Here is a 15,557-nt window from a genome sequence, read left to right on the forward strand (position 1 = left end):
TCTGTTGTTTATATGCGACTGGGGGTGTGGGGGGTGTGGCCCCCCGGGGGGGGGGGTGAGGGCGCCCGGGCCGCGCGGGGGTGGCGCGTGGTGGGGGCGGGTCGGACGGGCCGACCGGCCACCGGGGTGTGTCAGGGCACCCAGTGGTTGTGCGTGGCCGTGATCATGACCTGGAGCTGGATGCTCGCCGCGAAGTAGCTGCTGCTGTCGATCGGCGTGGCCAGCATCTTGTTCCAGAGCGCGTCCAGCCAGGCCTGGCTGCCGGAGTCGGTCATCGCCGCCACCGCGAACGGGGCGAAGAACGAGGCGTCGCTGCCGGAGGAGATCTGCGTGCCGTTGAGCTTGTAGCCCATGGCGATCTTGCCGGGGTCGCCGCCGGTCTTGGACTTGACCCAGGTGTTCAGCTTGCGGGCGGCCGTGAGCGACCTGGCGTCGCCGCTGGTCACCGCGTCGGCGCCGATCCGCCAGGGCACGCGGCAGGAGTTCCACCAGTACTGGCCGTCGTTCGCGTGCTCCAGCACCTTCCCCGGCGCCGGGCGCGGCGAGGTGTTGGTGTCGACCACGAAGTCGGGCAGCAGGCCGGTGTTCGGGGCGTAGGTGGACTGTAGGGAGGCGATCACGTTCTGGTGCGCGTTGCGCACGGTGTCCCAGGTGGAGTCGCCGGTGGCCTTCTTGAAGGCGCGGAAGTGGCCGGCCATCCAGTCCGAGGCGCGCGAGACGTAGTAGCGATGGTCGCTCGGAGTGCTCCAGTCACCCAGCTTGAGCAGGTTCGTGGAGGGGTTGAGCTCATCCTTCTTGATCGCGTTGATGTGCCGCACGGCGAGGTTCTTGTAGTTGTACGTGCCGTTGCTGCCCCACTGCCGGTCGGCCAGGAGCAGGCCGTAGGCCACGTCCATGTCGCCGTCGGTGGCGCCGTCGCTGCCGTTGACGCTCTGGCAGGCCTCGTTCTGCTCGGCGGCCAGCAGGTCGGGGTTGATCACCGACGGGTGGTCGATCATCCACTTGGTCAGGCCGTCGAAGATCTTCTTGGCGTCCGGGTCGGCTCCGGCCATGGTCGCCGCGATCACCATGCCGTAACCCTGGGCCTCGGCCACGTACGGGTGGTCGGCGTCCGGGGAGTAGACCTGGTACCAGCCGTTGCCGCAGTTCTGGCGGAGGAAGGCGGTCTTCCACCGCTTGTAGTAGTCGATCACCTTCTGGTCGAGCGTCGCCTGGGCGCCGGAGGGCTTCAGCATGCCGGAGGCGTAGGGAATGGCATGGCTGCCGAACGGTACGGCGGGGCCGCCGCCGCCCGCCTGGGTGGTGGCGGTGACCGGGCCGCTCGCGGGTGAGACGTTGCCCGCGGCGTCACGGGCCTTGACCGTGTAGGTGTAGGCCGTGGCGGGGGTCAGGCCGGTGTCGGTGTAGGTCGTCCCGGTGGCGGTGTTGACCAGGGTGCCGCCCCGGTAGACCTCGTAGCCGGTGACGCCGACGTTGTCGGTGGCGGCGTTCCAGGCCAGGGAGACGCTGGTCGAGGTGGTGGCGGTGGAGCGGAGGTTGCCGGGGGTGCTCGGGGGCGTGGTGTCGCCGCCGCCCGGGAACGAGCCGTAGGTCTCGAACTCCCAGAGGGAGTAGCCGTAGGTGGTGCCGCGGGCCGTGCCGTACATGCGGATATAGCGCCCGCTGCCCGACAGGCCCGTCAGGTCGTCGGTGGCGCCGTTGCCGGAGGTGGTGGAGTAGATGTCGGTCCAGGACGTGCCGTTGGGCGAGGTCTGGATCTTGTACGACTTGCCGTAGGCGGCTTCCCAGCTCAGCTTGACGCGGGAGATGGTCGCGGTGGCGCCGAGGTCGATGGTGACCGATTCGGGGTCGTGGCCCTCGGCGCTGGCCCAGCGGGTGCTCGTGCTGCCGTCCACCGCCTTGGCCGCCTCGAAACCGGCGCCTTCGATGGACGAGGCGGTCGCGGGCCTGTCGCGGGAGATCAGGGTGTCGGCCGCCGAACTGGCGGCGGCGGGATGGGCGGTGAGGGCTGCGACCATGGCCGCGGCGGCGGCCATGGCTCTGACAACGTGCGGCATCAGCGGGGTCCTTGGGGGGTGAGGTTCGGACGACGCCTTAGTTAGGAATGTTTCCTAACTTGTAGGGACAGTAGAGAACCTTCGCCCGCTTGGCAAGAGCCCCTCGCGCGATCAGCAGGGATAGAGGCCGCGCCCCTGCCGGTGGGAGGCGTTGCCGTAGGTGAGGTTCTTCCGCTCATAGGCCTTGATCGTGTACGGCCCGGCGTCCGGCCAGTTGGGGATGTCGACACAGATCGTCTTCGCGTAACCGCACTCGTTGACGACCTTCACGTACCGGAAGAAGTTGGCGGAGCCGCCGCTGTACCACCCCTCGTGCTGGACGTTGCACGCCGACGCCGCCGCCGAGACGTCCGCCTGCGCCGGTGCCGCGATCGACAGGGAAACCAGCGCCGCGGCGCCGAGGAGAACCTTCTTGAGCATGACTGACTTTCCTTTCTGGAAGTTGCGAGGGGAAACGTTAGGGACGCGGGGTTCGCGGGAGATATGAGCGCCTCATATCGAGCTCATAGCGGCGGCGTGCAGGCTCTAGTCAGCCGATCAACGCCGAGGGGGACACCAATGATCGAGTGGGAGCATCTCGCGCTCTTCTGCCAGTCGGACCCCGACTTCTTCGCCCGCCCCGACCGGATCGCCGACACCGCGGAGCGACTCGCGCACCGCGAGCCCCCGGCGAACTGGGAACGCACCGAGAAGGACCTCTGGGTACGGCTGCGCCCCGCCTACCGCCCGCTCAAGCGGACCGGCTGGAAGATCCACGTGGCGGTGACGCCCGGCGACGCCGACCACGCCTGCGCGATCGTCTGGGACTACTGCGTCGAGCGCGACATCCCGTTCAAGTTCCTGCGCAGCCGCCGCGCCATCCAGCTGCTGAACGGCAAGTACGCCGACCGCGCGGCCAGCGGCAAGGCCATCACCATCTACCCGGCCGACGACGAGGAACTGGCCGAGGCGCTGGAAACGCTCGGCCACCAGCTCAAGGGCATCACCGGCCCGTACGTCCTCAGCGACCTGCGGATCGGCGAGGGCCCGCTGTTCGTCCGCTACGGCGCCTTCACCAAGCTCACCTGCGTCGGCGAGGACGGCGAACCGGTGTCCGGCAGGCTCGACCCGGACGGCCGGATCGTCCCCGACGTACGCGAAGCCCGGTTCGTCCTGCCCGAGCGGGTCGAGGTGCCCGAGGTCCTGACCCCGCACCTGGAGGCCCGCCACAGCGGCAGCGCCGGCTTCCCCTTCGCCGTCGAGAGCGTCATGCACTACTCCAACGCCGGCGGCGTCTACCTCGCCACCCGCAAGGGGACCGACGAGCGCGTGGTCCTGGTGGAGGCCAGGCCGCACGCCGGTCTCGACCGCAACGGCCGTGACGCGGTCGCCCGCCTCCAGGTCCAGCACGACATCCTGCGGCGCCTGGACGGCCTGCCCTGCGTGCCCCGCCTGCTCGGCCACCACCTCGCCTGGGAGCACCACTTCCTGGTCGAGGAGCACGTCGAAGGCCTGAGCCTGTTCGACGAGATGGTCCGCCGCTACCCGTACGCCCACAACACCTACGGCCCGCCGGAGCCCGAGGTCAGGGCCTACACCGAATGGGCCGCCGAGATCGTCGGCAAGATCGGGCACGCGCTGGAGCGGATCCACGAGCGCGGCGTGCGCTACGGCGACCTGCATCCCGGCAACGTCATCGTCCGCCCCGACGGCGAGGTCGTGCTGGTCGACTACGAGTACGCCCGCGACCTCGACGACACCACGATCCTGGACGGCGGCGCGCCCGGCTTCCACGCGCCCGCCGGGATGAGCGGCGCCGCCGCCGACCGCTACCAGCTGGAATGCGTACGCGTCTGGCTCCACCTGCCGATGAACATGCGGCCCGAACACACCCCCGCCCAGGTCCGCCGCGCGATCGGCACGGTGACCGACCTGTTTCCCGTGGACGAGACGTTCGCCGCGCAGGCGGCCGCCGGGTTCGGGCTGACCGGGGACGGCCCCGCCCCCGACGTGGCCGACCGGCTGCTGGGCGACGGGGAGATCTCCTGGCCGGCCGTACGCGACTCGCTGGTGGCGGGGATCATGGAGAGCGCGGACCTCTCCCGCGACGGCGCGCTGTTCCCCGGCGGCCCGCAGCAGTTCGCCACCGGCGGCTTCACGCTGGCCTACGGGGCGGCCGGGGTGCTGCTCGCGTTGCACCGGGTGGGCGCCGAGGTGCCCGCGGCCTTCGCCGACTGGATGGCCGCCCAGGCCCTGCGCGGCCCGGACGCCAAACCCGGGCTGTACGACGGCCTCCACGGCGTCGCCTACGTCCTGGACGAACTGGGCTACACCGACGTCGCGCTGAAGGCGCTGGAACAGGCGCGGGCGGCCGAGGGCCGGGTGGCGACCGCGGGGCTGCTCAGCGGCGGCGCGGGCCACGCGCTCAACCTCCTGCACTTCGCCCACCGGACCGGCGACGACGCGCACCTGTCCGGCGCACTCGCCATCGGCGAGCGGCTGGCCGCGCTCACGGACGACCGGAAGCCCGCAGAAGGAGGGCTGATCCGCGGCATGTCGGGGGTGGCGCTCTGCTTCCTGCGGCTGTTCGAGACGACGGGCCGGGACGTATGGCTGGACCGCGCCCGCGCCGCCCTCCAGCAGGACCTCGACCGGGGCGAGGTCCTGGGCGGCGACACCTTCCACCTGGTCGACCACGGCACCCGGCGGCGCAACATCCTCTACGTCGAGGGCGGCAGCGCCGGGCTGGCGATCGTCGCCCACGAGTACCTGCGGCACCGGCCGGACGAGGCGCTTGCCGCCGCCGTCGTCGGGGTGCGGCGCGGGTGCCGGGCGCCGTTCACGCGGGGGCCCAGCCTGTTCCGCGGACGCGCCGGGTTCATCGCGACGCTCGCGCATCTGGGCCATCCGGCCGACCACGACGTGCTCATGGCGCACGTGCCGAGGCTGGCGCTGCACGCGCAGCCGTACCGGGGGCACCTGGCCTTTCCGAGCACCAAGCTCCTGCGCCTGTCCATGGACGTGGCGTCAGGTTCGGCGGGCATCCTGCTCGCCCTGAACTCAGCGTTCCGAGGGGGCGGATCCTTTCTGCCCTTCCTCGGGGCCGGGACGACAGAAGGGAGGTGACCACCATGGCCGAGATTCTCGCCCTGCAGTCCGAGGCCCCCAAGCGGGGGGACAGCCACTGCATCAGCATCACGACCGACTAGTTCGCGTCCGGCCGGCCGCCGGCGAAGACGATTAGACGGCGGCCCGCCGCTGTCCAGGGAAGGAGCGCGATGAAGGAGCTGTTGCTCGACCGGACCTACCGCCGCCTCTGGCTCGGGCAGAGCGTCTCGCTGGCCGGCGACTACCTGTTCACCACGACGATGGCGCTGTGGATCGGCACCGTCCTGCTGCGCGACCAGCCGTACGCGCCGAGCGCGACCGCGGCCAGTCTGCTCATCGTGGCCGTGGTGACGGTGGCGGGCGCGCCGGTCGCCGGAGCGCTGGTCGACCGCTGGGACAAGGTACGCGTCGCCAGAACCGCCGACGCGGTCAGAACGTTGATCGGCGGCGGCTTCGCGATCCTGGCCTGGCTGGCGGACTCGCTGCCCGTCGGGCTGACGCTGGCCCTGTGCGGGCTGGCCCTGGCCGGGCAGTCCGCGGCGACGCAGTTCTTCAACCCCGCCCGCATCGTCATCCTCAGCGACGTGGTCTCCGATGACCGGCGCGAGCAGGCGGCGAGCTTCGCCCAGGCGAGTTCCGCGATCGCGATGATCGCCGGTCCCGCGCTGGCCGGCGCCCTGTTCGCCGCCGCGGGCCCCGGCGTCTGCTTCGGCCTCAACGCGGCCACCTTCGCCTGCTCCTTCCTCGCCCTGCGCGGGACCCGCGTGCCCATGACCGAGGCCCGCGAACGCCACCTGGGCCGGGAGATGCTCGCGCCCCTGCGCCTCATCGCCCGCGACCGCACGCTGCGGGCCGTACTCGGCGCCGGCATGATCGTCATGCTGGGCGCGAGCGCGTTCGGCTCGCTCAACGTCTTCTTCGTCAGGGAGAACCTGAGCGCCGACCCGGCCTGGTTCGGCGTGATCAGCTCGGCGCTGGGCGCGGGCATCCTCACCGGCGCGCTCGGTTCCGCCGCGCTCCACGCGCGGCTGGGCAAGGAGCGGCTGTTCGCCGGCGGCCTGCTGCTGTGCGGCCTCACCTGCCTGGTCTACGCGCGCCTCGACAGCGCGCCCCTCGCCGCCCTGGTCATCTTCGGGTACGGCGTCGCCGGCGGCATCGTCGAGACCGTGATGTCGCCCATCCTGCTGGCCGCCACCGGCCGGGACCATCTCGCCCGGGTCCTGTCGGTCTTCACCTCGGCGCTGCGCCTGGCCTCGATCACCTCACTGGGTCTGGTGGGCTGGCTGGCCGGTGGGCGGGGCCGTATCGACCTCATCCTGCTCGGAGCGGCCGTGATGTTCCTGCTGGCGGGCGCGCACGCGGCCCTCTACCTGCGGCGGCCCGGCCCCGAGGGCCGGGCCGGCGCTTAACACCACTCGTGGTCGCCCGGACATTCGCCGGCGACGACGGTCTGGGCCGGGGGCGAGTGCGGCGGTTCGAGGTGGGCCGCCGCGGCACTGCCTCCGAGTACTACGGCGACGCTGAGCAAGAGTGCGGAAAGACGGCGCTTCATCGTCATGTCCTCCAGGACGGGTTAGGTGAGGTTGAGTGCCTTCTCCAGCCAGGGCTGGGCGCCCAGGCGTCGGAAGGCGGTGATGGCGAGGTCAAGGTGCTCGTTCGCGTCCTCGCCGCCCAGGCGGGCGAGCGCGAGGTGGGCACGCCCGGCGAGCAGGAGGTCCCCGAGCCGGTCGGCCCCCGCCAGGGACGAGGCGAGCGTCTCCCTGCCGAGGGGCCTGTCCACGTCCGCCAGCGCCTCCCCCAGGCTCAGCAGCACCCAGGCCTCGCCGATCTGGTCGCGCTGCTCCCTGGTGAGCCGGAGGGCGAGCCTGCCCGCCTCGACGGCTTCGAGGTTCTTGCCCAGCTCGTGATAGGTGTCGGCCAGACGTTTGGTCAGCAGGGCCTTCGTGCGCCTGCCCAGGGGGTGGGCCAGTGCCCGCACCAGAGGCCCTTCGGCCTGGTCCGGGCGGCCCACGGTGGTGTGGTGGAAGGCGATGCTGCCGAGGGTCACCGCCTCCGCGGTGGTGTCGCCCACCCGCTCGAAGACGGCGACCGCCTCCCACAACTCGGCCACGACGCCCTCGTGGTCACCCTGGTAGTCGCGGGTGACGACGTCGTAGCGGCGGGTGAGGGCCAGGCCGTACTCGTCTCCGACCTCCTCGAAGATCCGCATGGCCGCCGCCAGCGTGGTCCCGGCCTCGGTGAGCTGGCGGCGCTGGTGGTGGATCTCGCCGCGCGACAGGAGCATCGCGGCCTCGCCGCGCCGGTCGCCGGTCTCCCCGCACGCGGCCAGCGCCGCGTCCACGACCGTTCGCCAGTCGTCGAAGTAGCCGGACATCTCGTAGAGGTAGACCGGGGTGGCGGCCAGCTCCCAGGCCAGGCCGGCCCAGCCGAGGCGGGCCGCCTGGGTGACGAAGGCGACCACGGTCGCGCGTTCCGCGTCGAGCCAGGCCATCGGGTCGGCGTCCAGCTGGGGCGGGGGTTCCAGGTGGTGGCGCGGTGCCGTACCCCGGACGATCATGAGGTCGTGGCGGGGATACTCGTGCCCGCGCGCGTGCTCGGCCAGTGCGAGCAGGCCGCCGATCGCGCGGGTGAGGGCCTCGGCGCGCTGGTCCCGGCTCTCCTCCGCCTCGGCCCGCTCGATCGCGAACAGGCGGACCAGGTCGTGCATGGTGTAGCGGCGCTGCCCGCTGGCGTCGCGCCGGGCGGGCTGGAGCATCTGCGCGTTGGCCAGTTCCTCGCACAGCTCCTCCGCGGCGCGCAACGACGTGTGGAGGAGCGCGGCCAGCGTCCAGGGGGCCAGGTCTCTGACGCCCTGGAGCAGGCCGATCCGCCGGAAGGCCAGCCGGGCGGTCTGCGGCAGGTCGAGGTAGCTCAGCTCGAAGGTGTTGCGCAGCTGCTCCTCGTCCTGGCGCAGCTCGTTCAGGCGGTGGCGCTCGGCGCGCAGGCTGCCGGTCAGCTCGCCCAGGGACCACGCGCTGCCGACGGCCAGCTTCGCCGCGGCGATGCGCAGCGCGAGCGGGAGGCGGTCGCACAGCTCGGCGAGCGTGGACAGTTCCTCGCCGTCGGCGTCGTCCTCGATCCGCCGCCGCCCGGCGATGCGGCGCAGCAGCAGCCGCGCGTCGGCGGGCGGCAGCACCTCCAGCGTGAGCGGCCGCGCGCCCTCCTGGACGACGAGTCCGCCGAGCCGTTTGCGGGAGGTGACGATGACGCGGCAGGTGCCGGAACCGGGCAGAAGCGGGCGGACCTGGTCGGCGGAGTGCGCGTTGTCCAGCACGACCAGCAGCCGCCGGCCGACGAGCATGGTGCGGTAGAGGGCCGTGCGCTCGGCGAGGCTCTGCGGTATCCGGCGGCCCGGCACCCCGAGCGCCCGCAGGAAGCCGTCCAGCACGCTCTCCGGTGCGGCTGGACGGCTGCCGCGGGTGAATCCGCTCAGGTCAGCGAAGAGCTGCCCGTCGGGGAAGCGCTCGGCCCGGCGGTGCGCCCAGGCCATGGCGAGGGCGGTCTTGCCGATGCCGCCCACCCCGCTCACCACGCTGACGCGCACGGCGTCGTCACCGCTGTCGTCGCCGGGGTCGAGCAACGCGTCCAGCTCATCCAGCTCCGCCTGCCTGCCGGTGAAGGCGAAGGCGGCGGGCGGAAGCTGCGAGGGCCGTACGTCGGCGACCTCGCGCTCCGGCTCACGGGTGACCGGATCCTCCAGGAGGATCAGGTTGTGCACCTCGCGCAGGCGCGGGCCGGGCTCCAGGCCCAGCTCGTCGACCATGAGCCTGCGTCCCTCGTCGTAGACGGCCAGCGCGTCGGCCTGCCGTCCGGAGCGCGACAGGGAGAGCATGAGCTGGGCGCGGGCCCGCTCCCGAAGCGGGTGCTCGCCGACGAAGCTCCTGAGTTCGGCGGTCAGCTCCCGGTGGTGGCCCAGGTCCAGCTCCAGCTCGACGCACTCCTCCAGCGCGGCCAGGCGTAGTTCCTCCCACCTGCTGGCCGCGTTGAGGAGGGCGGAGCTGGTGATCCCGCCGAGCACGGGGCCGCGCCACAGCTTGAGCATCGCGCGGAACATGGCCGCGGCCTGGCCCGGCCGCCCGCCCGCCGCCTCCTGGCGCGCCGCGGCGAGTCCTTGCTCCACCGTCAGCGCGTCCAGGGCCAGCGTCCGGGGAACCCGGTAGCCGCCCGCGACGGTCTCGATCAGCGCCGGGTCTCCTCCGGCCTTGCGCAGCGCGCCGCGCAGGGCCGAGATCGCCGCGGCCACCTGCCCGCGTACGGAGGAGGGCGGCGCGTCCTCCCACACCAGGTCGACCAGGCGGCCGGTGCTCACCGTCTGCCCGCTGTGCAGCAGGAGGGTCGCCAGGACCGCCTGCGGCCGCGGACCGCCCACGTGGACGGGCCGGTCGCCGACCGCGACCTCCAGCGGCCCGAGAATCCCGAACCTCGTGCCCGGCTCTCCGCTCAGCGCCATCGGCGCCGCCCGGTCCGGCGCGCCGCGGAGGTCAAGGTCATCACGCGGCCACTCCTGATTGCGGTCTCTCTCCTGCCGCAAGGACCGTAACCGTGACCGCTTTCGATCGGTTATCGGTGGGCGAAAGCGCCCTCGGTTCCCTATGATCAAGCTCTCTGGGACGTGCACGTTCGCTGACATGCGAAGGAGACCGTCGATGGTCGCACGCTGGACCGGATTACCCCTGCTCGCAGCGGTGGTGGCGTTGGCGGCGGGCTGCGTCAACCCCAACACCGAGGGCGCTCCGACGGCGCAGCCGAGTCCCAAGGGCCAGAGCCGCGTCGCGTTCTTCGGCTTCGCGAAGGCGAACTCGTTCACCGCCGCCACGTTCGCCGGCGTCGAGGAGCATGCGAAGTCCCGCGGCGCCACGGCCGAGTTCTTCGACCCCAACTTCGACGCGCAGACGCAGGTCCGCCAGATCCAGGACGCGGTCACCTCCAAGCGCTTCGACGTCTTCGTCGTCCAGGCCAACGACGGGGCCGCGGTGGTCCCGGCGATCCGCTCCGCCGTACAGGCGGGGATCGCGGTCGTCGTGCAGTTCACCCCGCTCGGCACCCGCTACGACACCGCGGAGCCGCAGGTCGAGGGCACGATCACGCTGATCGACGTGCCCACGGTGAACGGCGCCGCCCTGGCCGAACTGGCGGTACGCGCCTGCGCGAGCAAGAAGCTGGACCCGTGCGAGATCGCCTACCTGGAGGGCCTGAAGGCGCTCCCGCTCGACAACGCGCGCACCGACGCGGCCGTCGGGGTGCTGAAGAAGGCGGGCACGAAGATCGTCGCCCAGGTCGAGGGCGGATACACCCAGGACAGCGGGCGCAAGGCCATGCAGGACGTGCTCCAGCGCGCGCCCGGCGTCGACGTCGTCGTCGGCTCCTCCCAGGCGATCGCCGGCGCCGAGGCGGTCGCGAAGGGCAAGCCCATCCTGTACGTCGCCAACGGCGGCTCCCGCCAGACGGTCACCGCGGTCCAGGACGGACGCTGGTTCGCCGCCTACTACCTCCCCGTCCGCACCCTGGGCGCCAGGGCCGCCGATCTGGGCCTGGACAAGGCGCAGGGCAAGCAGGTGCGGGCGGGCAACCTGATGACCGACGTCACGCCGGGCAAGCACCTGGGCACCAAGGAGGTGCTGGCGGGCGTCACCGGCGAGTACGACGAATGACCGGCCCGCTCCTCCTGGAGGGCATCACCAAGAGCTACGCGGGCACGACCGTGCTGCACGGCGTCGACCTACGCGTCGAGCCGGGGCGGATACACGGCCTGGTCGGCGAGAACGGCGCCGGTAAGAGCACGCTGGTCAAGGTGCTGTGCGGCGTCACCACGCCCGGCGCCGGGCGGATCGTCGCCGACGGCCGGGCGGTGCGCCTGGACAGCCCGCGGGCCGCGCGGGCGCACGGGATCGCGCTGGTGACGCAGGAGGTGGCGCTCGTCCCCCGGCTCACGGTGCTGGAGAACGTCTTTCTCGGCCGCTGGGCCCACCGGGCGGGATGGTGGCGGCCGGGCGCGGACCGGCTCCTGCTCGACGGGCTGCTGGGCCGTACCGGATTCGTGCTCGACGCGGACCGGCCCGTGCGGGAGTTGCCCGTCGCCGACCAGCAGCGGGTGGAGATCCTGCGCGCGCTGGCGAGCGGCGCGCGGGTGCTGGCCCTGGACGAGCCGACGGCGCTGCTGCCGCGCACCGAGGCGGAGCGGCTGCTGGAGCTGCTGGGCACGCTCGCGGCGGACGGGATGGCGATCGTGCTGGTCTCCCACCGGCTGGAGGAGGTGCTGTCGGCCTGCGACGTGGTCACCGTGCTGCGCGACGGCCGGCACGTGCTCACGGCGCCGGCAGCGGAACAGACCCCGCGCTCGCTGGTCCAGCACATGGTCGGCCGCCCGATCGAGGTCCTCTACCCCGAGCCGGCCCCCGTCGCGGCGGACGCGCCGGTGGTGCTGTCGGCCACCGGGCTGCCCCAGGTGGAACGGCTGGAGGTCCGCGCGGGCGAGATCGTCGGGCTCGCCGGACTGACCGGCAGCGGCCGGTCGGCGATCCTGCGGCTGCTTTTCGGCGCCGACCGCCGCACGTCCGGCGACGTCGCGGTCGCCGGCCATCCGGTACGGCCCGCCTCCCCCCGCCACGCGATGGCGCAGGGCATGGCTCTGGTCCCCGAGTCCCGCAAGGAGCAGGGCCTGGTCCTGGTCCGCTCGCTGCGCGAGAACCTGGCGCTGACCGGCCTGTCCGCCCGCCAGCGCGCCGGGTTCGTCCGGCGGGCCGCCGAGGCCCGCGAGGTCGGCCAGTGGCTCGACCGCCTCGACGTCAGGGCGGCCGACCCCAAGGGCAGGACCGCCGGCCTGTCGGGCGGCAACCAGCAGAAAGCCATGTTCGGCAAGTGGCTCATGCGCGAGCCGAAGGTGCTGCTGGTCGACGAGCCGACCAGGGGCGTCGACGTCGTGGTGAAGGTGGAGATCCACCGGCTGCTGGTCGAGCTCGCGGCGCGCGGCGTCGCCGTGCTCATGGTGTCGTCGGAGATCGAGGAGGTGCTCGGGCTCTCGCACCGCGTGCTGGTGCTGCGCGGCGGCCGGGTGGCCGGCGAGTTCGCGCGCGGCGCCGCGGAGCGCGAGGACGTCATGGAACTCGCCTTCGCCGGGCGGCCGCGATGAGAGTACGCGACTCCGGGATCCTGCTGGCGCTGTTCGTGCTGGTGGTGGCGCTGTCGCTGGCCACGCAGACGTTCCTGACCCAGGGCAATCTGGTCAACCTGCTCGACCAGGCCGTCATCGTGGGGCTGCTGACCTGCGGGATCACCCTGTGCATGATCTGCGGCGTGTTCGACCTGTCGGCGAGCGCGGTGCTGGCGGTCAGCGCCGTCGTGGGCGTGCTGGTCGCGCGCGGCGGCGGGGTGGCGCTGGGGTTCGGCGCGGCGGTGCTCGCGGGCGCGCTGCTCGGGGCGGTCAACGGCGCCGCCGTCGTGCTGCTGCGCGTGCACTCGTTCATCGTGACGCTGGCGCTGAGCATCGTCTACCGAGGGCTCGCGCTGGTCATCACGGCCGGGGCGATCGTGTACCCGGATCCGGCGCGGCTGACGGAGTTCCAGTCGCTGAGCTGGCCCACGGCTCTGGGCGGGGTGACCGTACCGTCGTTGCTGCTGCTCGCCGTCTCGGCGGTGACCTCGCTCGTGCTGTGGCGGACCACGCTCGGGCGGCGCGTGTACGCCGTCGGCGGCAACCCGGAGGCGGCCAGGCTGTCCGGCATCCGGGTGGGGCCGGTGCGGATCGTCGTGTTCACGATCAGCGGGGTCTGCGCGGCGCTGGCGGGACTGGTGCTCGCGGCCCGTGGCGGATCGGCGCAGGCGAGCATGGGCACACTGCTGGAGCTCAGCGCGATCGCCGCCGCCGTGATCGGGGGCACCAGCATCTTGGGCGGCGAGGGCGCGATCTGGCGGGGCATGATCGGCGTGCTGATCCTGACGCTGATCGGCAACGGGTTCAACCTGCTCGGATGGGATACGACATACCGCCCGATCGTCGAGGGACTGCTCATCCTTGCCGCCGTCGGCACGGACTACGCGTTACGGCACCGGAAGGAGTAGCCGAAAGATCGGAAATAATGAGTGTTCATACCGTTAGCATCTGTTCATCGGATTGCGCTGATCAAAGGTGTGACGATGAGCAACCCCACGCGCGTGCCCTCCGGGATCAACCCGAACGTGCCCAACGCCGCGCGCATGTACGACTACTACCTCGGCGGCAAGGACAACTTCGCCGCCGACCGCGCGGCCGCAGAGAAGATCATGGCGCTGGGGCCCAGCCGTCAGATCTGCCTGGCCAACCGGTGGTTTCTGGGCAGGGCCGTACGCCATATCGCCAACCTGGGCATCCGCCAGTTCATCGACCTGGGCACCGGGCTGCCCAACCAGAACAACGTGCACGAGGTCGCCCGCCGGATCCACCCGAGCGCGCCCGTGGTCTACGTGGACCACGACCCGGTCGTCATCGTCCACGCGCGGGCGCTGCTGGCCGACGTCGACGGCAACACCGCCATCGCGCACGCCGACATCCGCGAGCCGGGAACGATCCTCGACCATCCCGACGTGAAGCGGCTCATCGACTTCAGCCAGCCGGTCGGGGTGGTGTTCCTCGGCGTGCTGCACTGCATCCCCGACGAGGACGATCCGTACCAGGTGGTGCGGGCCTTCTCCGAGCGCATGGCGCCGGGCAGCTACCTGGTCGTCTCCCACCTGACCGACGACGCCCATCCCGAGGTGGGGGTGGCCGCCCGGAAGGTGTACGACAAGGCGGACACGCCCCTGCTGCACCGGAGCTTCGCGCAGATCTCCCGCTTCTTCGACGGCTTCGAGCTGGTCGAGCCCGGCGTGGTCCACGTGGCGGACTGGCGGCCGGAGGAGCCGTGGGAGGAGGACCCCGAGGGCAGCGAGTGGTGGTACGTCGGCGTCGCCCGCAAGCCCGTGGACCCTCCCCGCACGTCCTGACCGCGGGCCCCGTCAGACGAGGCCGTCCGCGCGCATCTCCTTGAGCACGTCCCTGGCCGCGTCCAGGGTCAGGTCGACGTCGGCGTCGGTGTGCGCGCCGGAGACGTGGTTGCGCTTGAGCGCCATCGGCAGCATCAGGAAGCCCTTGCCGGTCATCCTGCAGTGGAAGGCCGCGTACGCCGCGTGGTCGTTGCGCATCAGGTCGCGGTAGCCGGAGACCGGGCCGGTGCCGAAGTAGAGCACGAACACGCCGCCGAACCCGCTGACCGTCGCGTCCACGTCGAGTTCGGCGGCGATCTGGCCGAGCCCGTCGCGCAGGCGCTGCCCCAGCCGGTGCGTCCTGAGGTAGAAGTCCGGGTTGTCACGCAGGTGGCGCATGGTGGCGACGGCGGCGTGGGCCGCGACCGGGTGGCCGTTGAAGGTCCCGGCCAGCAGGACGTCGGCGGCGAAACGCTCCATCAGTTCGCGCGGCCCGGCCAGGCCCGCCGTCGGGAAGCCGTTGGCCATCGCCTTGCCGAAGGCGGTCAGGTCCGGCAGCACCCCGCAGACCTGCTGGTAGCCGCCGAGCGCGTGGCGGAACCCGGTGATCACCTCGTCGAAGACCAGCAGCGCGCCCTCCCGCCTGGTCAGCTCGCGCAGCCCCTCGACGAACTCCTTCGTGGGCACCAGCGCGCCGACGTTGTGCGGGATCGGCTCCAGGAAGACCGCGGCGATCTGCTCGGGATGGGACTCGAACAGGGCGCGCACCGAGTCCAGGTCGTTGAACTCGGCGATGAGCGTGGCGTCCACGGCCGAGTCGAGCAGCCCGGCGGAGAGCGGGTCACGGCCGTAGGCGGACTCGGGCTTGGAGATCACGTTCCTGGCCAGGGCGTCGCCCCAGCCGTGATAGCAGCCCTGGAACTTGACCAGCAGCGACCGGCCGGTGACCGCGCGGGCCAGGCGGACCGCCTGGACGGTGGCCTCGGAGCCGCTCATCGTCGTGATCATCATCTCGGCTGAGGGGATGAGCTCGCAGGCCAGCTCGGCCAGCTCGACCTCGATCGGCGTCACGCCCAGGCCCATCAGGTCGATGCCGTCGAGGGCGGCCAGGACGGCCCGCCGTACGGCGGGATGGTTGTGACCGAGCAGGACGGCGCCGAAGGCGGCGTGGTAGTCCAGGTAGCGGTGGCCGTCGGCGTCACTCACGTAGGCGCCGTCGGCGGCGGTGAAGGCGTACGGCGCGCCCACCTGGCGGGTGGCGGAGTTGACGCCTCCCGGCAGAACCCGGCGCGCGGCCTCGTCGATCGCGTGTCCCAGCGGACGGTGTAATTCCACAACTGCTCCTTACGTGAAAAGACGTTCCATGTCGCGGAAGTTACGTGGAAGGAGATTCCACGTCAACCCTTGACATCGGCCTGGGCACGCACGAAGGATGCA

Annotated in this window: 10 protein-coding genes; 6 read left to right on the plus strand and 4 right to left on the minus strand. The window is 71.9% G+C overall.

Translation table 11 applies throughout. The annotated features are described in order from the left end of the window. Positions 1-131 precede the first annotated feature (131 nt). Positions 132-2,057, minus strand: coding sequence for a glycosyl hydrolase family 8 (locus ACFWYW_RS29640; protein ID WP_379614155.1), 1,926 nt, complete (start codon positions 2,055-2,057; stop codon positions 132-134). Between the two features lie 111 nt (positions 2,058-2,168). Beyond that, positions 2,169-2,477 (minus strand): hypothetical protein, encoded by a 309-nt coding sequence (locus ACFWYW_RS29645; RefSeq protein ID WP_379614157.1) that lies wholly within the window; start codon positions 2,475-2,477, stop codon positions 2,169-2,171. A 138-nt stretch (positions 2,478-2,615) separates the two neighbouring features. Here ACFWYW_RS29645 and lanKC point away from each other — a divergent pair, with 138 nt between their 5' ends. Together lanKC and ACFWYW_RS29655 are read left to right on the plus strand one after the other, a co-directional pair. Beyond that, positions 2,616-5,162, plus strand: a complete 2,547-nt coding sequence (lanKC, locus tag ACFWYW_RS29650; protein WP_379614159.1) for a class III lanthionine synthetase LanKC — start codon at positions 2,616-2,618, stop codon at positions 5,160-5,162. 152 nt (positions 5,163-5,314) lie between these two features. Further along, a complete protein-coding gene (locus ACFWYW_RS29655; protein WP_379614161.1) occupies positions 5,315-6,553 on the plus strand; it encodes an MFS transporter in 1,239 nt (412 codons plus the stop codon). A gap of 164 nt (positions 6,554-6,717) precedes the next feature. Here the strand turns inward: ACFWYW_RS29655 and ACFWYW_RS29660 are convergent, their stop codons facing one another. Then, positions 6,718-9,714: a BTAD domain-containing putative transcriptional regulator gene (locus tag ACFWYW_RS29660; RefSeq protein WP_379614163.1), complete on the minus strand. Its 2,997-nt coding sequence runs from the start codon at positions 9,712-9,714 to the stop codon at positions 6,718-6,720. A gap of 115 nt (positions 9,715-9,829) precedes the next feature. On the opposite strand from ACFWYW_RS29660, the gene ACFWYW_RS29665 reads away from it, so the two are divergent. The 4 genes from ACFWYW_RS29665 (at position 9,830) to ACFWYW_RS29680 (ending at position 14,141) form a co-directional block, all read left to right on the plus strand. Next, positions 9,830-10,834, plus strand: a complete 1,005-nt coding sequence (locus tag ACFWYW_RS29665) for a sugar ABC transporter substrate-binding protein (RefSeq protein ID WP_379614165.1) — start codon at positions 9,830-9,832, stop codon at positions 10,832-10,834. Further along, positions 10,831-12,312, plus strand: a complete 1,482-nt coding sequence (locus ACFWYW_RS29670; protein WP_379614167.1) for a sugar ABC transporter ATP-binding protein — start codon at positions 10,831-10,833, stop codon at positions 12,310-12,312. Before ACFWYW_RS29665 ends, ACFWYW_RS29670 begins: the two co-directional genes overlap by 4 nt. After that, positions 12,309-13,241: an ABC transporter permease gene (locus tag ACFWYW_RS29675; RefSeq protein WP_379614169.1), complete on the plus strand. Its 933-nt coding sequence runs from the start codon at positions 12,309-12,311 to the stop codon at positions 13,239-13,241. The genes ACFWYW_RS29670 and ACFWYW_RS29675 overlap by 4 nt, the downstream gene beginning before the upstream one ends. Before the next feature lie 75 nt (positions 13,242-13,316). Continuing rightward, entirely contained in the window at positions 13,317-14,141 is an 825-nt protein-coding gene (locus ACFWYW_RS29680; RefSeq protein ID WP_379614171.1) for an SAM-dependent methyltransferase, read from the plus strand. A gap of 12 nt (positions 14,142-14,153) precedes the next feature. Here the strand turns inward: ACFWYW_RS29680 and ACFWYW_RS29685 are convergent, their stop codons facing one another. Further along, entirely contained in the window at positions 14,154-15,455 is a 1,302-nt protein-coding gene (locus ACFWYW_RS29685; RefSeq protein ID WP_379614173.1) for an aspartate aminotransferase family protein, read from the minus strand. Positions 15,456-15,557 lie beyond the last annotated feature (102 nt).

The sequence above is a fragment of the Nonomuraea sp. NPDC059023 genome (genome assembly GCF_042740095.1).
Taxonomy (GTDB): domain Bacteria; phylum Actinomycetota; class Actinomycetes; order Streptosporangiales; family Streptosporangiaceae; genus Nonomuraea.